This is a genomic window from Embleya sp. NPDC059213 (assembly GCF_042754445.1).
Taxonomy (GTDB): domain Bacteria; phylum Actinomycetota; class Actinomycetes; order Streptomycetales; family Streptomycetaceae; genus Embleya.
Genome location: NZ_JBHZAV010000022.1, coordinates 43808 through 58092 on the forward strand (window position 1 = coordinate 43808; position 14285 = coordinate 58092).

The 14285-nt window shown below is 72.3% G+C and carries 14 protein-coding genes; 7 read left to right on the top strand and 7 right to left on the bottom strand.

Annotated features, from left to right (window positions below; translation table 11 throughout):
* Nucleotides 1-7 precede the first annotated feature (7 nt).
* Both ACFXMF_RS11725 and ACFXMF_RS11730 read left to right on the top strand, forming a co-directional pair.
* Entirely contained in the window at nt 8-1426 is a 1419-nt protein-coding gene (locus ACFXMF_RS11725; RefSeq protein WP_379989357.1) for an aspartate aminotransferase family protein, read from the top strand.
* On the top strand, nt 1423-2403 hold the full coding sequence (locus ACFXMF_RS11730) for an alcohol dehydrogenase catalytic domain-containing protein (RefSeq protein WP_379989356.1): 981 nt from the start codon (nt 1423-1425) through the stop codon (nt 2401-2403). Before ACFXMF_RS11725 ends, ACFXMF_RS11730 begins: the two co-directional genes overlap by 4 nt.
* Before the next feature lie 27 nt (nt 2404-2430).
* On the opposite strand, the gene ACFXMF_RS11735 is transcribed toward ACFXMF_RS11730, so the two are convergent.
* Both ACFXMF_RS11735 and ACFXMF_RS11740 read right to left on the bottom strand, forming a co-directional pair.
* On the bottom strand, nt 2431-3675 hold the full coding sequence (locus tag ACFXMF_RS11735; protein ID WP_360315582.1) for a hypothetical protein: 1245 nt from the start codon (nt 3673-3675) through the stop codon (nt 2431-2433).
* 157 nt (nt 3676-3832) lie between these two features.
* On the bottom strand, nt 3833-5101 hold the full coding sequence (locus tag ACFXMF_RS11740) for an OmpA family protein (RefSeq protein WP_379989355.1): 1269 nt from the start codon (nt 5099-5101) through the stop codon (nt 3833-3835).
* Between the two features lie 251 nt (nt 5102-5352).
* On the opposite strand from ACFXMF_RS11740, the gene ACFXMF_RS11745 reads away from it, so the two are divergent.
* Nucleotides 5353-5967, top strand: coding sequence for a hypothetical protein (locus tag ACFXMF_RS11745; protein WP_360315586.1), 615 nt, complete (start codon nt 5353-5355; stop codon nt 5965-5967).
* Nucleotides 5968-6035: 68 nt separating this feature from the next.
* On the opposite strand, the gene ACFXMF_RS11750 is transcribed toward ACFXMF_RS11745, so the two are convergent.
* The 4 genes from ACFXMF_RS11750 to ACFXMF_RS11765 form a co-directional block, all read right to left on the bottom strand.
* Nucleotides 6036-6965, bottom strand: coding sequence for a hypothetical protein (locus tag ACFXMF_RS11750; protein ID WP_379989353.1), 930 nt, complete (start codon nt 6963-6965; stop codon nt 6036-6038).
* Between the two features lie 2 nt (nt 6966-6967).
* Nucleotides 6968-9229, bottom strand: a complete 2262-nt coding sequence (locus ACFXMF_RS11755) for a hypothetical protein (RefSeq protein WP_360315590.1) — start codon at nt 9227-9229, stop codon at nt 6968-6970.
* Between the two features lie 15 nt (nt 9230-9244).
* Nucleotides 9245-10048 carry a hypothetical protein gene (locus ACFXMF_RS11760; protein WP_360315592.1) on the bottom strand — a complete coding sequence of 268 codons (804 nt, stop codon included), beginning with the start codon at nt 10046-10048 and terminating at the stop codon, nt 9245-9247.
* A 140-nt stretch (nt 10049-10188) separates the two neighbouring features.
* On the bottom strand, nt 10189-10944 hold the full coding sequence (locus ACFXMF_RS11765) for a Crp/Fnr family transcriptional regulator (protein WP_360315594.1): 756 nt from the start codon (nt 10942-10944) through the stop codon (nt 10189-10191).
* A 219-nt stretch (nt 10945-11163) separates the two neighbouring features.
* Between ACFXMF_RS11765 and ACFXMF_RS11770 the strand changes: the two genes are divergently transcribed.
* Complete coding sequence (locus ACFXMF_RS11770; RefSeq protein ID WP_360315596.1) at nt 11164-11574, top strand: PPOX class F420-dependent oxidoreductase; 411 nt, start codon at nt 11164-11166, stop codon at nt 11572-11574.
* A 27-nt stretch (nt 11575-11601) separates the two neighbouring features.
* Here ACFXMF_RS11770 and ACFXMF_RS11775 read toward each other — a convergent pair whose 3' ends face one another.
* On the bottom strand, nt 11602-12183 hold the full coding sequence (locus ACFXMF_RS11775; protein ID WP_379989352.1) for a histidine phosphatase family protein: 582 nt from the start codon (nt 12181-12183) through the stop codon (nt 11602-11604).
* A gap of 346 nt (nt 12184-12529) precedes the next feature.
* Here ACFXMF_RS11775 and ACFXMF_RS11780 point away from each other — a divergent pair, with 346 nt between their 5' ends.
* The 3 genes from ACFXMF_RS11780 (at nt 12530) to ACFXMF_RS11790 (ending at nt 14273) form a co-directional block, all read left to right on the top strand.
* Nucleotides 12530-12739, top strand: coding sequence for a CbtB-domain containing protein (locus ACFXMF_RS11780; RefSeq protein WP_360315600.1), 210 nt, complete (start codon nt 12530-12532; stop codon nt 12737-12739).
* Between the two features lie 93 nt (nt 12740-12832).
* Complete coding sequence (locus tag ACFXMF_RS11785) at nt 12833-13585, top strand: CbtA family protein (RefSeq protein ID WP_379989350.1); 753 nt, start codon at nt 12833-12835, stop codon at nt 13583-13585.
* 193 nt (nt 13586-13778) lie between these two features.
* Entirely contained in the window at nt 13779-14273 is a 495-nt protein-coding gene (locus tag ACFXMF_RS11790) for a hypothetical protein (RefSeq protein ID WP_360315604.1), read from the top strand.
* Nucleotides 14274-14285 lie beyond the last annotated feature (12 nt).

Genomic DNA, 14285 nt, shown 5'->3' on the forward strand with positions numbered 1-14285 from the left:
CCGACCGATGCCTCAGCCGATGGAGGGGCCGTCGGCCGAGGCCGTCCAGGTCGCGCAATACCAGTTGGGCAACGCGGTGTTGGTTCGCGGCGAGGGCATTCGCTCGTGGGACTCCACCGGCCGGGAGTATCTGGACTGCGTATCCGGGACGTTCAACCTGGTGCTCGGGCACAATCACCCCGAGGTGATGGCGGCGGTGCGCGAGCAGACCGAGGAACTAGTGTTCGCCTCCTCGTCGTTCCGCACCGAGCCGACCGACCGGCTGATGTGCGATCTGGTCGCCCTCGCGCCCGCCGGCCTGACCCGGGTGAACCTGCGCAGCAGCGGCGGGTCGACCGCGAACGAGGGCGCGATCAAGATCGCCCGGCATCACACCGGACGGCGGGATGTGATCGTGCCGTTTCGGGGCCATGTCGGACAGACCATCGCGGCCACCGCGTTCAACGGCAGCAGCCGCATGCGCGCGCCGTTCCCGGTGCACGCCGCCGGCGCCCTGCACGTGCCCGACGCGTACTGCTTCCGCTGCTTCTATCGGCAGACCCCGGACACCTGCGGCATGTTGTGCGTGGAACGGATCGAGGACTTCATCACGTACGCGAGTTCCGGCAGCGTCGCGTGTGTGTTGATCGAGCCGATCAGCGGGATGGGCGGCAACATCGTGCCGCCGCCCGGATACTTCCAGGCGCTGCGGGCGCTGTGCGACGAGCACGGGATCGTGTTGATCTTCGACGAGATCCAGACCGCGTTCGGCCGCACCGGCGAGATGTTCGCGGCGGACCACTTCGGCGTCACCCCGCACATGATGACCGTCGCCAAGGGCCTGACCGGCAGCGGCCTGCCGCTCGCGGCCATCCTGACCGAGGAGCGCATGGCCGACTGGGACCGGTCGTTGCACGGTTTCACCTACGGCGGCCACACACTGGCCGCGGCGGCGGGGGTCAAGACGTTGGAGATCGTCCGCCGCCCGGGGTTCCTGGCCAACGTGCGCCGGGTCGGCGCGATCTTGAGCGACCGCCTGCGGGTGCTCCAGCGCGAGCATCCCGTGCTCGGCGACGTCCGTGGGCCGGGCCTGATGATCGGCGTGGAGTTGGTCCGCCCGGACAGCTCGAAGGCACCGGAGCTGGCCCAGGCGTTCCAACACCTCCTGCACGAGCGAGGCGTGCTCACCCGTGTGTCGGAACACGGCCTGGGCAATGTGATCGAGTTGCGGCCGCCGCTGATCCTGACGCCGACCGACGCACACCTGATCGCGGATCGATTCGGCGAGGCGCTGGAGATGTTGCGCAAGCGCACCGCATCCACCACGCCCGCGACGCGGGTGGTCCCGGGAGCACGGGCGGGCCGACCGGCGTCGTGCTCGGCCACGCGACCGGCCCACTCCGCCCCGACGACGTCCTCCACCACCGCCTCGGACTCGGCGGAATGAGGGTCGAGTTGGGCCCGTACGGCCCCCGCCTGCGGCTCGACCGGCCCGACCCGCCGGCCGGCGAGCACCGGGTGTCGATCCGGATCGAACTGGCCGGACTGTGCCGCTCCGACCTCAAGGAGGTGGCCCGCGAGCGGCACGGCCCCAGCCAGTTCGGCCACGAACTCGTCGGCGTGATACACGAGTCCACGCTTGCGGGCCGACTGCCCACCGGCTTGCGGGTGACCTTGGACCCCAACGTCCGGCTCGCCCGCACCACCGGCTTCGCCACCGAGATGTACGCGGCCGGACCGGCCGAGCACCTGCTCACCGCGCTGCATCCGGTCCCGGACCGACTCCCGGCCCGGCAGGCCGTGTTCGCCGAGCCGCTCGCCTGCGCCGAACATTGCGTCGCGGCATTGGCCGGCCACCTGGGCATGCCCGTGGCCGGCCGCCGGCTGGTCGTGCTCGGCGCGGGCGCGGCCGGGTTGCTGATCGCCGGCTCCGCCGAACTGGCGGGCGCCGAAGTCACCTTGGCCAACCGCAGTGCCGACCGCGCGAAGTTCCTTCGGGACCGCGGCTTCGAGGTGCGCGCCATCGCGACGCTGCCCGCCGCGGCCTTCGACGCGGCGGTTATCGCCACCAGCTTCGTCCGCCCGGACATCCTGGCCGACGCCCTGCGGGTCCTCGTGCCGGCCGGCCTGGCCCTGCTCTACGGCGGTACCGCCCCCGGCGACGAACTCCGCGGCCTGCCCGTCGACCTGGACCACGTGCGCCGGCACGAACACGCGGTCCACACCACCTGGTCCGGCCACCGGGTCACGGTGGCCGGCAGCTACGGCACCACCCCGGCCGACTTCACCGCCGCCCTGTCCTCCCTTCCCCGGCTGCCCGTCGAACGTCTGATCACCGAGGAGATCACCCTCCCCCAACTACCCGCCGTCCTGCGCGAGCAGGTCGCCGGCCGCCCCCTCGGCAAGACCGTGATCCACCCGTAGCCCGGGGCCGGCCCACCCGTACCCGCCTCAGCCACTCGCTTCCGGTCGCTCGTCGAGCCTGGCCACCAGTCGCTCCTGTCGCTCCTTGAGTCCGGTCGGCGAATACTCGGCGAGCACCCGCCGCGCCTCCACCAACGGCCCCAACTCGGGCCCGGGTTCGGCCACCCCCCGGAACAACAACGCGGAGGCCGCCGCCGCCTGGGCGGTCACCCCGCCGGGTTCCAGCGCGGGCGGCAGGTGTCCCGCCCGGCCGTGCAGCATCCGCGCCCGCAGGATCGCGCCCTCCCAGACCCGCATGCTCTCCAGCCGCACCTGTGCGGCGAGTTCGTCGCACATCGCCTGAAGGTCGCTGCACTCCTTGTCGTGCGCGCACAGCTTGTCCTCGACCCGGCAGGCCAATCGCCGATAGCTGCGGGTGGCGCGCCACAACCGCCGCCGGGCCTCGGTGGCGCTGTCCGCGTAGGGGTTGTGCGCGACGACCTTCATCGCCATCGCGGTGAGCGCGAGCACGAGCATCAGCACCGCCACCGAACCGGCCGGGTAGCGCTGCGCGATGGTCGCGTCGGCTTCCTGGGCCGCGTCCCCGACCCGCAACACGGCCCACATGGCCACCGTGATCATGACGCTCGCGAGATAGAGCAGCGGCAGCGGGAAACCGGCCAGGATCGCCATCCCCGGCCGGTCCTTGAAGCGTTCCCGCAGCGCGTCGCGCCACCGATGCAGCGGCGACGCCATCACGTGCCCGGCCAGCAACATCGCCACCGCGAGGGCCACTCCGGGCAGGAACGAGACGACCTGCTCCGCACGCGAGGGCGATTCGCCGTCGACGGTCAGGTCCTGGAAGACCTGCCTGAAGAACCACGCGTCGAAGGCGCCCAGGGCGAGCACCATCGGCCAGCGCAGGATCTGGATCCAGGCGTCCCGGCGACGCCGGTCGTGCGCGCCGTCCGCGCGATGGCGCGCCTCGACGGCGGCCTGCGCGCTCCGGGCCGCCGCGAGGGTGTTCGCCGACTCGAACCGGGCCAACGCCCGGACGGCCTGCTCGCCGGCCGCGTGGGCCTCGATCACCTTGGTCCGGCCCCGGGCGAGTCGCTCCCGGTTGTGGCCGACGATCTCGGCGACTTCCCGAACGGCACGCAACAGCACCTGCATCTCGCCGTTGTCCAGCAGCTCGGCGTCGTGCGGGGGCGCCTGTTCCGCGTGCTGCACGAGGTTTCTGATCTCACAACCGCAGCCGTGTTGGCAGGTCGGCGATCGGTGGGTGATGGACACGCTGGACCTCTCGTTGTCTCGGGTACGACGAAGCGGTGGGAAGCGGTACGAGGGAGCAGGACGCGGACGCGGTAGGACCGAGGCGTCCGACCGAGCCGCGTCCTCGCGGCGGCGGGAGGGGTCGGGGCGGCCACCCCGACCCCGGTCGTCGCCCCGGTCAGGGCTGCACGGTCGCGACGATCTCGACGCGACGGTTGCAGGCCATGGCCCGGTAGTCCGGCACCGTGCCGCGATATTCGGGACTGCACATCGGATGCCGGTCGGCGTCGCCCCGGGCGGTCACGTCGGTGACGCCGCGCTTGAGGAGTTCGGTGCGCACCGCGTCCGCTCGGGCCTGGGACAGCTCCTCGCCGCGGGCCTTGCTGCCGCGCGAATCGGTGTTGCCGGTCACCACCACACGCACCCGGCCCAGCCCGATCAGCCGGTGCGCGGCGTCGTCGAGTTGCGCCAACGCCTCCGGCGAGAGTTCGGCGCGGTCGGTGGCGAACAGGAGCGAGTCCGGCAGCACGATGGTGGTCACCGGTCCGGCGGTCGTGGTCCGGCCGGTGGGGAAGTCGATCGCCGGTTCGGCGAGCGGATCGGCGGGCCCGCCGGCCGGGACGATCCGCGCGGCGCCTTCGACCCGACACGAGGCCGCCTTCGCGGCGGCGCACATGCCCTGCCACAGGTCGACGAGCCACGCGGTCTGCGGTGACGAGGGCGGGTTGCCGGTACCGAGGTGGCCGATGCCGCGGATGGCCACGTCGATCCCGGCCAGGTCCGGCAACTCCCCTGCCCGGGCACAGGATTCGATGATCGTGGCGATCTCGGCACGGTCGAAGCCGACCGAACGCAGGTCCGCGCAGCCGGTGTTGACCAGCCCGTCGGTGGCGACCAGCACACGTCGGCGACCCTGCGGCCCGAGTTGTTCGCGGGTGGCGGCGAGCGCGCCCAGCAGGTCGGTGTTCGGGGTGCGCGCGGTGCCGCCGGCGACCTCGCCGATGCGCTGTCGCAGGCAGTTGGTTCGGCGCTGCCGCTCGTCCGCGCGCCGCCGGGCGACGCCGCGGACGGGGGTGACGACCGCCCGATCGACCTCCCAGCCGATCGAGGTTCGGGTGCCGTCGAAGCCGGAGACGGACAGATCGCCGCCTTCCAGTGCTTCGGGTGCCAGGTAGTCGGCGGCCAGCACGGTGGCGGGCCAGTCCGGAACCTCGCGGCCCGCCGGCGTGTCCCTGCCGGCCCGAGTGGATGCCGTGCGGTCCACCAGCACGGCGGTGTGCGCCGTACCGACGTCCCGGTCGTTGTCGGTCTTGCCCAACCACGCGCAGGGGCGCGCCTGGGGTGTCTCGAAGGCCCCGCACCCGGTAGCGGTGCCGAGCAGCGTCACGATCATCGCGATCGTGACCGCGATCCGGCGTCGGGGAGACGCCGCCGTCTGGGCAGTCACCGTGTCCTCATTCCTGGCGATCCTGGCGATCCTGGCGATCCGAAGTCCTGGCAGTTCGAAGTCCCGGCGATCGGAATCCCGGCGGTCCGAAGTCCCCGCGATCCGAGGTTCGCGGTGGTGGGAGATTCCCGGTGCCGGGAAATTCCTGATGATTCGAGGGGGAATCCACATTCGTAGCTGTTCCGAACCCGCCCGACCGGCGGTTACTGGAGGTGTCGGACCCACCGACCCACCGACCCACGGGAGTTGCGATGTCAGCCGGCCCGAACCCGGGTTCCTCGACCACGACCGACCCGACGACTGGTACACCGACGACCGACCCGACCGCCGATGCGCCGACGCCGGGACCGGCCGGTGCCGCGGGGCCCCGGGTCGGGCCGCCGGACACCCGTTCCGACCTGGCCGTGCTCGCGACCCTCCAGTCCGCCACCCAGTTCGCCGACACGAAGGTCGGCATCCTGGGCGCGGTCCAGGCGGGAATCCTGGCGACCGCGATTCCCCGGGCCGACGCGGTCCGCGATGCCTGGGAACGAGGTGGGGCGATCGGGTGGCTGGCGGTCGTCCTGCTCGCGGCCCAGGTGTCGGGTTTCGTGGCCGGGATCTACTGCGTGGCCCAGGCGTTGCGTCCCCGATTGAACCCGCCGCCCGCGCCCAACCGGTTCAGCCTGCCCCTGCTGGCCGCCGGGGACGGTACCCCGCCCACCGGTGGCGATCGTTGCGAACAGCGGGAGATCTGGCAGTTCGCCCGGGTGGTGGCCGAGGTGGCGGTGATCAAACACCGCCATGTCGCCCGGGCGATCGTCTGCACGGGCGTGATGGCCGTCGCGGGCGGATCGTGGTTCCTGGTCGGCCCGTTGCTCGGCTGACCGGGCGGCGGGGGTCGGGTGGCGGTCGGTCGGGTGGCGGGGGTCGGCCCGCCGTCCGGCTTGCTCGCTCAGCGCTCGTCGAACCGGGGCAGCGGCTCGGGCGGTCCGGATCGGGACGTCGGGCCACCCGGCATGGGCATCCCGAACACCTTCATGGCGCGCCCGAGTTGCTCCTCGTTGGTGACCACGAAGTCGAAGATGTCCATCTGCTGGTAGGCCTTGGTCTGGGCACTGAGGTAGTCGATGAACAACCGCACCTGCCCGGTGCGCTCGTCGAACATCCGGGCCACCTGGACGGCCGCCTCCTGCGGGCGCTCGGCGAGCAGTACCGCCCACGGCGTGGTCCAGGACAACGTCTCCACCTCCTGCGGCGTCAGCGCCCGGGTGCGGGTGCCGTCGGCGCCGCCCTCGATGCCGGTGACCAGTCCCTCGGCCAGGAAGTCCCGCCAGTGCGCCGAGACTTCGCGCAGTCGGCGAACCCGCAGCCGGGACAGGTCGTACTCGTGCTCGATCTGTTGCCGGCGCAGCGCCGCCTCCTGTTCCCGGTCGCGTACCTCGGGCGCCGGTTGCACCCGGGCGAGGGTCGCGCAGCGCACCAGTCCGTTCTCGAAGCACTCGCCGTCCGCGAGCACCGCGTTGACGGCGCGTTCGGCGTCCTCGACCCGATAGGGCTCGTGCTCCTGGGCGGGTTTGCGGATGCGGTCGGCGAGCCGGTCCGAAAGCCCTTCCTGGTACGTGTCGATGCTTCGCTGCAGGGCCGCCTCGTCGTGGCGTCCCTCCGCGCACCAGTCGCAGCGAATGTCGAGGTGGAACATGAACCCGCCGCCCCTGGCCGGGGTTTCCAGGGAGATCGTGGTCGTGCGGTGCACGGTCAGCAGCTCGGGAAGGTCCGCCCCGACGTGGACGGGTGAGCGAAAGACCGAACGCAGCCAGGTCCGCAGTCCGCGACGGCGGGGGGACCCGCCGAAGGTGCGCGTCGTGCCGGGCGTGAAGCTCATGCCTACCACCTTTCCTGAACGAGAATGTCGATGTCCGCGGCCGCGCCGTTGCCGACCCGCTGGTGATCCCACAGGCGCAGGTGGAACAGCAGCCGGGTGCGCAGTCCCCGGTCCGGGTCGGCGCACAGGTCGCCGACGAACTCGGCGACCGCCGCCACCAGGCGCTCGTCGTCGCCGGCCCGATCCACCCACTGACGGACGATGTCCCAACCGCGCCGCCGGACGCCGTCGTGCGCGCTGTGCATGATCTGCCGCGTCAGCACCAACAGGTCTGCTCGCGCGTTGGGTTCGTGCAGCAGTTGGGTCAGCGCCGGCACGTTGCGGTCGGCCGGCAGCCGGCTGATCAGTTGCAGGCACATCGCGGCGTCGATGTGCAACAGCGGGTAGGGCGATGCCGACCACAGGGCCAGGCGTTGCAGCACCTGGGTGGTCGATCCCGCGACGTAGAGTTCGCCCACCGCACCGCGCACGCTGCGCTGTCGAGACCTGGCGATCCGCTCCAGGCCGTCCAGTGCGTCGACCGGGAAGAGCGCGCCGATCGTGGTGCCGTACGCCTCCAGGGCACAGTCCTGATACCGGTGGGTGGCGGACCAGCCCTTGAGCAGTCGGCGAATGCGACCGGCGAGGCGATCGTCGGTCGCGGCACGTTCGAGCGCCCACGCGGCGGCCTTGATCCGCCGAACGGCGAGTGGGTCGACCCGGCGATCGGCGGCGGCCCAGTGCCGGAGCAGTTCCGACTCGACGAAGTCGAAGTCGAAGGTGGCGAGCAGCCCGACGGCCTGCGCCGCCGGCACCCGGATGCGCTCCTCGTCCCGCACCACGAGTTCCGCCAGCCACTCCAGGAGGGGAGCACGCGCACCGCCGTGGTCGTGCCACAGGACTTCGAGCACCACCGGCACCAGGCCGCGTTGGCGCACCACCACCCGACAGCCCGGGTCGTTCGGCATCTTGCGGACCCGACCACCGGTGGGGTCGGTGAACCACACCTCCTCGTGCGCGGTCCAGTCGTTCAGGCTCTCGTGGAACAGCGGCATCTCGGGCGGCGAGGAGGGCGAGCGCACGCCGTGCAACAGGGCGGCCAGTCGTTGCGACTCCTGGCTCACCCGGGTCGGCGACAGGCCGTCGAGCACGACGCAGGCCAGCAGGAACGCCTTGGACCACAGCGAGATGCTCTCGTCCGGGCCGCCGCCGGCCGACTCCCCGCCCGCGGCGGATTTCACCGGCGGGCCCAACAGGAACTGCGCACGCGTGCGCAACCTGGCCCGCAGTCCCTCGGCCAGCTCGTCCGGTGGCACGTCGTCGAGTTCGTCGATCGCCAATTGCTCGGCCAGTGCCACGATCTCGGTGAACCTTTGCAGTCCGCCCAGTTCGTCCACCACCGCCTCGGCGGCCAGCAACTTGGCGGGGGCGTCCGGGCGTTCGGTGAGGCGGTGGCACAGGTGGCGTTCCAGCACCGCTTCGCGCTCGGGCGGGCGATGCTCGACGAGGTAGCCCGCGAGGCCGTCCCGGTCCAGGGGTACGCGCTTGTCGAGCACGATCACCAGGGGCCGGTCCAGGGTCTGGCCGCCGAGCCGGTGCAGGAGTTGCGGGCGCAGCCGCTGGGCCCACCGGGCGCCGTCGCCCTCCAGCACGTGGGCGCAGCCGTGCTCCAGTCGGCCGGTGGCCGCCAGGTCCCGTGGATCCAGGTCGGGGTCCAGGACCACCACGCCGCCGCGTTCGAGGTCCTGGCGGGCCTCCTCGGCGGCCAGCCGGGCCGTGGTGCCCCGGCCGGTGCCGACGGCCCCGCACAGGATCGCCACGCCCTTGCTCTTCAAGGTGGCGACGAGCAACGTGTGCGAGGCCGGTCGCTCGTAGGTCTCGCGCAAGCGGTCCAGGGTGTCGCCGGGTATGGGTCCGTCGACCGGGTCGATCGGCCGGCCGGCGTCGGAGTAGAAGTTCTTGATGATGGTTTCCGCCGCGTAGGACCCGGCGCCGTAGGCGACCCCGCCCGCACGGATCCGGGTGTTGCCCTGCACGTGCGCGCCCCGGTAGTCGAGGCGGGCCCGGCGCAGATCGCGGCTGTTCGCCGCCTCCGCCGCCTCGGCGTCGATGTCGTCGTCCGGGACGTCGGTGGGCGGCGCCGCGCCCGCATCGCCGTCGGGCGCGGCGCCGGTGCGGGCGTCGCGTTCGGCGCCGTCCGCAGGGGGTGGGGTGGTGGGATCGGGTGTGCCGGGACTCGCGGGTGGGTCGCCGCCGGTGCTCGGGGTGTCGCTTTCGCTGTCCATGACCTGTCGTGTCCGTCAGTCGCGTCCGTTGATGGTGATGTTGTGCGCCGCGTGGCTGCCGGCGCCGAAGGTGACACCGCCGACGTCCTTGATCCGATGTACGTGCGTGCCCGCGCCGGAGCTGTGCGAGCCGGGCCGCTCGGGTTCGGGCCGGGTGCCGCGCCGGTCGGCGGTGTCCGCGGCCCGCGGCTGCTCGGCCGGGTCTTCCTCGGGCTCGAATCCGCGCAGTTCGGCGGGTCGGTGCTCCGGGACGTGCACCCAGCCGTGGCCGTCGTATTCCTTGGCCCGGACCGGAATGCGGGTGTACTGCGCGGGGTCCAGGCCCCGTTCGCGCAGGCGGACCACGTCCTGATAGAGCGAGTCGGACACGATCACCACCAGGTCGGTGGTGAGCGTCCGGGCGAGCACCCGCTTGAGTACGGGCGCGTCCAGCAGTCGGGCCACCGCGATCGGGGTCTGCCCGGCGTGGCCCAGCGCGGCCGGACGGGCCACGCCGACGTGCACCGCCATCCGCAGCCGCAGTCGATCCCGGGTCGGCACGTTGGCGTTGCGTTCCGCGAGGCAGCCCGCGAGGTGTCGGACGAAGTCGCCGACGATCACGCTTTCGTGCGTGTCGGGGGGCAACACCGCGAACTCCTGGTCGCCCTGCGCCTGACGCACCCACCGGGAGCGGTCGATCCCGGCGCGAGCCGCCGCGCGGTCGAGGATGGCGAGCAAGTCGGCTTGTGCGCACTCCTGTTGCGGGGTGTCCAGTCGGCTGTACTGCTCCACGTCGGTGGCCAGGCACAGCAGGCGCGAGATGGCAAGGTTCGAAGTCATCGGCAACTCGTCCGTTCCGAGGGGGAAATGCGCGGCGAAGGGGCGCGCGGTGGGTCAACTGTGCGACCGGGCACCGAAAATCACCCAGCGAGTCGTACTAATACGCCTTTGCCGGCGTCGGCGGCGGCCGGGCGTTGCGGTCAGCGGCCGTTCGGGGGCAGTTGGGCCAGTGCCCGCAACCGGGCCGGGTCGAGCACGGTGGTACGCCGGTAGCCGGTGGTCAGCAGGCGGTCCTCGCGCAGCTCGCGCAGCGCCTTGTGGATGGTGACCTCGGCCGAGCCGACCAGCGCGGCCAGCTCCGGCTGGGTCAGCGTGACGCCGATGACCACGCCGCGCGGCTCCGGGATGCCGTGCTCACCGGCCAGTTCGGCCAGTACGCGGGCCAGCCGCACCTTGACCGGATAGCCGCCGAACTCGATGCGTCGGCGGTTCGCCCAGCGCAACTTCTGTGCGACGACCCCGGCGATCAGGATGGCCGCCTCGGGGTGATCGCTCAGGAACTGCCGAAGTTCCGAGCGGCGTACGACACTCGCGGCGATCGGGCCGCAGGCCGTCACGGTCGCCGACCTCGGCGCGTCGTCCATCGCCGCCAGTTCGCCGACCACGTCGCCGCCGACGCGGATCGCCAAGAGCGACTCGTGCCCGTTCTCCAGCGCGGCGGTGACCTTGGTGATTCCGCTGCGCAGCAACACCGTGTGGTGTGATTCGTCGCCCTCGCGAAGGATCGTTTCCTGCGGCAGGTATCGGCAACGGGTGCCCAGCCGAAGCAGTTCGCGGCAGACCGGCGCCGAGAGGCGGCCGAGGAAGCTGCGGGCCGGCCACTGTTCCGGGGCGGGTTCGGTCGTGTTCGGGCACTCGGGAATTCGGCGATCCTCGGCTTCGTCGTTCGGCGACAACGGCGCCCCTCTCGGTCCGGGAGGTTATGGATATCGGTTGCAACGGCCCTGATCCACCCTCCGGTTCCACGAAGTCATCCCGTAGTGGTGTGCGCGGTAGTGCGTGCGGCGTGCCGGTTCACCCCGGCGCGACACCGGCGCACGCAGGCGCGCGAACGGCGCTCGACGAAGGAGCGCGGACACTCCCCCGCCCGAGGAGCACGACCTAGGATCGCGATCATGACGATCTCTCTGGGCGGGACCGCCCGCCGACTGCTCGACGCCGCGCACCCCGCGGTGCTGGCCACCGTCAACCGGGACGGCAGCCCGCAGACCTCGGTGGTGTGGATCGGACTCGACGGCGACGACGTGGTGATCTCCTCGCAGGCCGGCCGGCTCAAGGAGCGCAACCTGCGCCGTGAGCCGCGCGCGAGCCTGACCATCTACGATCCGGCCGATTCCGACGTCTACCTGGAGGTGCGCGGCACCACCACGATCACCGAGGACGTCGACCGGCGGCTCGCCGTCGCGTTGGCCGAGAAGTACGAGGGCCCCGGCGCGGGCGAGGAGTATCTCGCGCTGCCGGCCGAGTCGGTCCGGATCGTCATCCGCCTCACCCCGACCCGGCTCACCGGCCCGGCGGCGAACTGAGCGCTCCGCACGCGCGCCGACGGCGCGTCACGTGGCCGGACCGCCGAATCCGCGCAGGGCCCAGCGGGGACCGTTGTGGGTCAGGTCGACCCGGGTCAGCGGGCCCGCGTCCAGGTGCCAGAAGACGCTCGCGGGGGCGCGGAGCGCGTGCACCGCGACGGCGCGCGCGACGATCGGATGGGTGATCGCGACCACCCGCCCGTGGCCGACCCGCGCCTGCTCGTCGAGCCACCGCGCGGACCGGTCCAGCACCGCGGCCAGCGACTCGCCGCCGTGCGGGGTCGCGGTCGGCTCGGCGAGCCACGCGGCCACCCCCGCCGGATCCGCGGCCAGCACCTCGTCCAGCGTGCGGCCCGCCCAGGTTCCGTGATCGCAGTCGCGCAGCGCCGGTTCGACCAGCGCGTGCGCCAGGCCGATCGCGATCGCGGTGTCCGCGCAGCGCGACTCCGGCCCGCGCACCGCCCGAGGCGGCTTCCCACCGGCCGGCGGCGCCGACCGCCGGGCCGCCGCCCGACCGTGCGCGGTGGGCGGCTCGTCCAGGGGGAAAGCGGCCCGCCCGGTGGCGGCGGTGGCGGCATGACACAGCAGCGTGACGCGCGTACTCACCATCCGCCCTTCCGGTCGCGGCACCGGACCGGCCGGGCACAACAACCCACCCGGCTCGCCCGATCCACCCGATTCATCACGATCCATCCCGCCCGATCCGCCCGATGCACCCGGTTCAAGACTTGCACAAGGATCCCGCCCGACGGCCCGCGCCCGTTGACCCCGTCGGCGGGCGACCCCTAGATTCCGATCGACCTCGCGTCGCGACGAGGAAGCCGGTGAGACTCCGGTACGGGCGCGCCACTGTGATCGAGCCACCGACCCCGCGCGAGCGGGACCCGGCGGCCGTGAGTCAGACCCTCCCGCGACGCACCCCGCATCCGGGCGCGTTGCCCCGCAGGAGGATTTCGTGGCTCAGACCGCCGCTCGTCCCGTCGTCACACCGATCACGATTCCGGTCAAGGCGATCATGCCCTGGGCCGTGTTCGCCGGGGCGTTTCTGCTGTTCCTCATCTACTTCGTCGCCTCCGAGCAGGGCGCGGTCGCGCTCTTCTCGGGCTCGGGTGTGCACGAGTTCGTGCACGACGGGCGACACCTGCTCGGCTTCCCCTGCCACTGACGGCCGCGCGGTCCCACCGCGTGACCGGCACGGAACAGGTATCGCGCGATCCGTCCTCGCGGCGGGTCGCCAGACAGGAAGTCGACATCACGCATGGTGCGAAATCTGTTGATCCGCGGCATGCTCACCGGCGTGCTCGCCGGGCTGTCGGCGTGGGTGTTCGCGTGGGTGTTCGGTGAGCCGGAGGTCCGCAACGCGATCGCCTTCGAGGAGCACGAGGCGGGCGCGCACGGGGACCATCCCGAGGAGGAGATCGTCAGTCGTGGCGTGCAGAGCACGATCGGCATGCTGACCGGCGTGGGGGTGTACGGGATCGCGATCGGTGGACTGTTCGCGCTCGTCTTCGCGTTCGCGTACGGCAGGATCGGACCGTTCCGCCCTCGTGCGACCGCCGGGCTGCTGGCGTTGCTCGGGTTCGTGACGGTGATCGTGGTGCCGTTCCTGAAGTATCCGGCGAACCCGCCGGCGGTCGGCGACCCGGACACCATCGGGCGACGCACCGCGCTGTACTTCGGCCTGTTGGCGCTGTCCGTGCTGTTCGCGGCGGCGGCGGTACTGCTCGCCCGGCGGCTGACCCCGCGGCTCGGGGTCTGGAACGCCGTCCCGCTCGCCGTCGCGACGTTCGTCGTCGCGGTCGGCGTCGCCATGTGGGCGATGCCGACGGTGAACGAGATCCCGGCCGAGTTCTCGGCCACGGTGGTATGGCGCTTCCGGGTGGCCTCGCTCGGCATCCACACGCTCATCTGGACCACGTTCGGCCTGGTCTTCGGCCTGTTGGCGGAACGTGTGCTCTTCCCCGTCGCCGATCCGCGACCCGAATCGCGGGTCCCGGCCGCCGCCGGTTGATCGGGTCGGCCCACCCGTGTCGTGGCCGCCACCCCACACCGGCCACGACACCTCGCGCCGGCTGGGCCGGTCGTACCCGGCCCGGCCGGCGGTGGCCCGACCCGACGCGTTCGGGTGGGATCGGCCCACCCGATAGGGTCGGTTCCCCGGATTTCCCCCTGCGGCAGCGACCGCCTTTGTAGGCTGCGAGACCATGCGCAAGATCGTTGTCGTCGGGATCGGCGGAGCCGGCCGCGCCGGGTGGGCCGATGCGCTCGGCGCCCGACTCGGGCTCCCGGTCACCCACTTGCCCACTCCGTACGACCGCGAGGACCGATCGACCACGACCGCCGAGGAGTTCGCCGACGCGCAGCGAGCGCTGATCGCGCAACCCGGCTGGATCCTGGTCGGCAACCATGCCCCGACGCTCGCCCTGCGGTTGGCCGCCGCCGACACCGTGGTCTTCCTGGACATCGGTCCGCCGGCCGCGATCGCCGATCTGATCGCCCACCGCCGACACCCCGAACCCGGCAGCCACGACCGGCTGAACCCGAGCGTGTTCCGCTCGGTGCTCGCCTACCGCCACACGGTGCGGCCCCGGGTGCGCCGGCTGATGGCCGAACACACCGACCCGGCCACGCCGGTACACACCTTCACCACGCACCGCGCCGCCGACCGCTGGCTGAACACCCTGCCGACGGCGCCCTGAGGGCCCACGACC

Coding starts and splice junctions, on each gene's coding strand:
- ACFXMF_RS11725 (WP_379989357.1), top strand. CDS start 8: ATGCCTCAGCCGATGGAGGGGCCGTCGGCCGAGGCCGTCCAGGTCGCG.
- ACFXMF_RS11730 (WP_379989356.1), top strand. CDS start 1,423: ATGAGGGTCGAGTTGGGCCCGTACGGCCCCCGCCTGCGGCTCGACCGG.
- ACFXMF_RS11745 (WP_360315586.1), top strand. CDS start 5,353: ATGTCAGCCGGCCCGAACCCGGGTTCCTCGACCACGACCGACCCGACG.
- ACFXMF_RS11750 (WP_379989353.1), bottom strand. CDS start 6,965: ATGAGCTTCACGCCCGGCACGACGCGCACCTTCGGCGGGTCCCCCCGC.
- ACFXMF_RS11755 (WP_360315590.1), bottom strand. CDS start 9,229: ATGGACAGCGAAAGCGACACCCCGAGCACCGGCGGCGACCCACCCGCG.
- ACFXMF_RS11760 (WP_360315592.1), bottom strand. CDS start 10,048: ATGACTTCGAACCTTGCCATCTCGCGCCTGCTGTGCCTGGCCACCGAC.
- ACFXMF_RS11770 (WP_360315596.1), top strand. CDS start 11,164: ATGACGATCTCTCTGGGCGGGACCGCCCGCCGACTGCTCGACGCCGCG.
- ACFXMF_RS11775 (WP_379989352.1), bottom strand. CDS start 12,183: ATGGTGAGTACGCGCGTCACGCTGCTGTGTCATGCCGCCACCGCCGCC.
- ACFXMF_RS11785 (WP_379989350.1), top strand. CDS start 12,833: ATGGTGCGAAATCTGTTGATCCGCGGCATGCTCACCGGCGTGCTCGCC.
- ACFXMF_RS11790 (WP_360315604.1), top strand. CDS start 13,779: ATGCGCAAGATCGTTGTCGTCGGGATCGGCGGAGCCGGCCGCGCCGGG.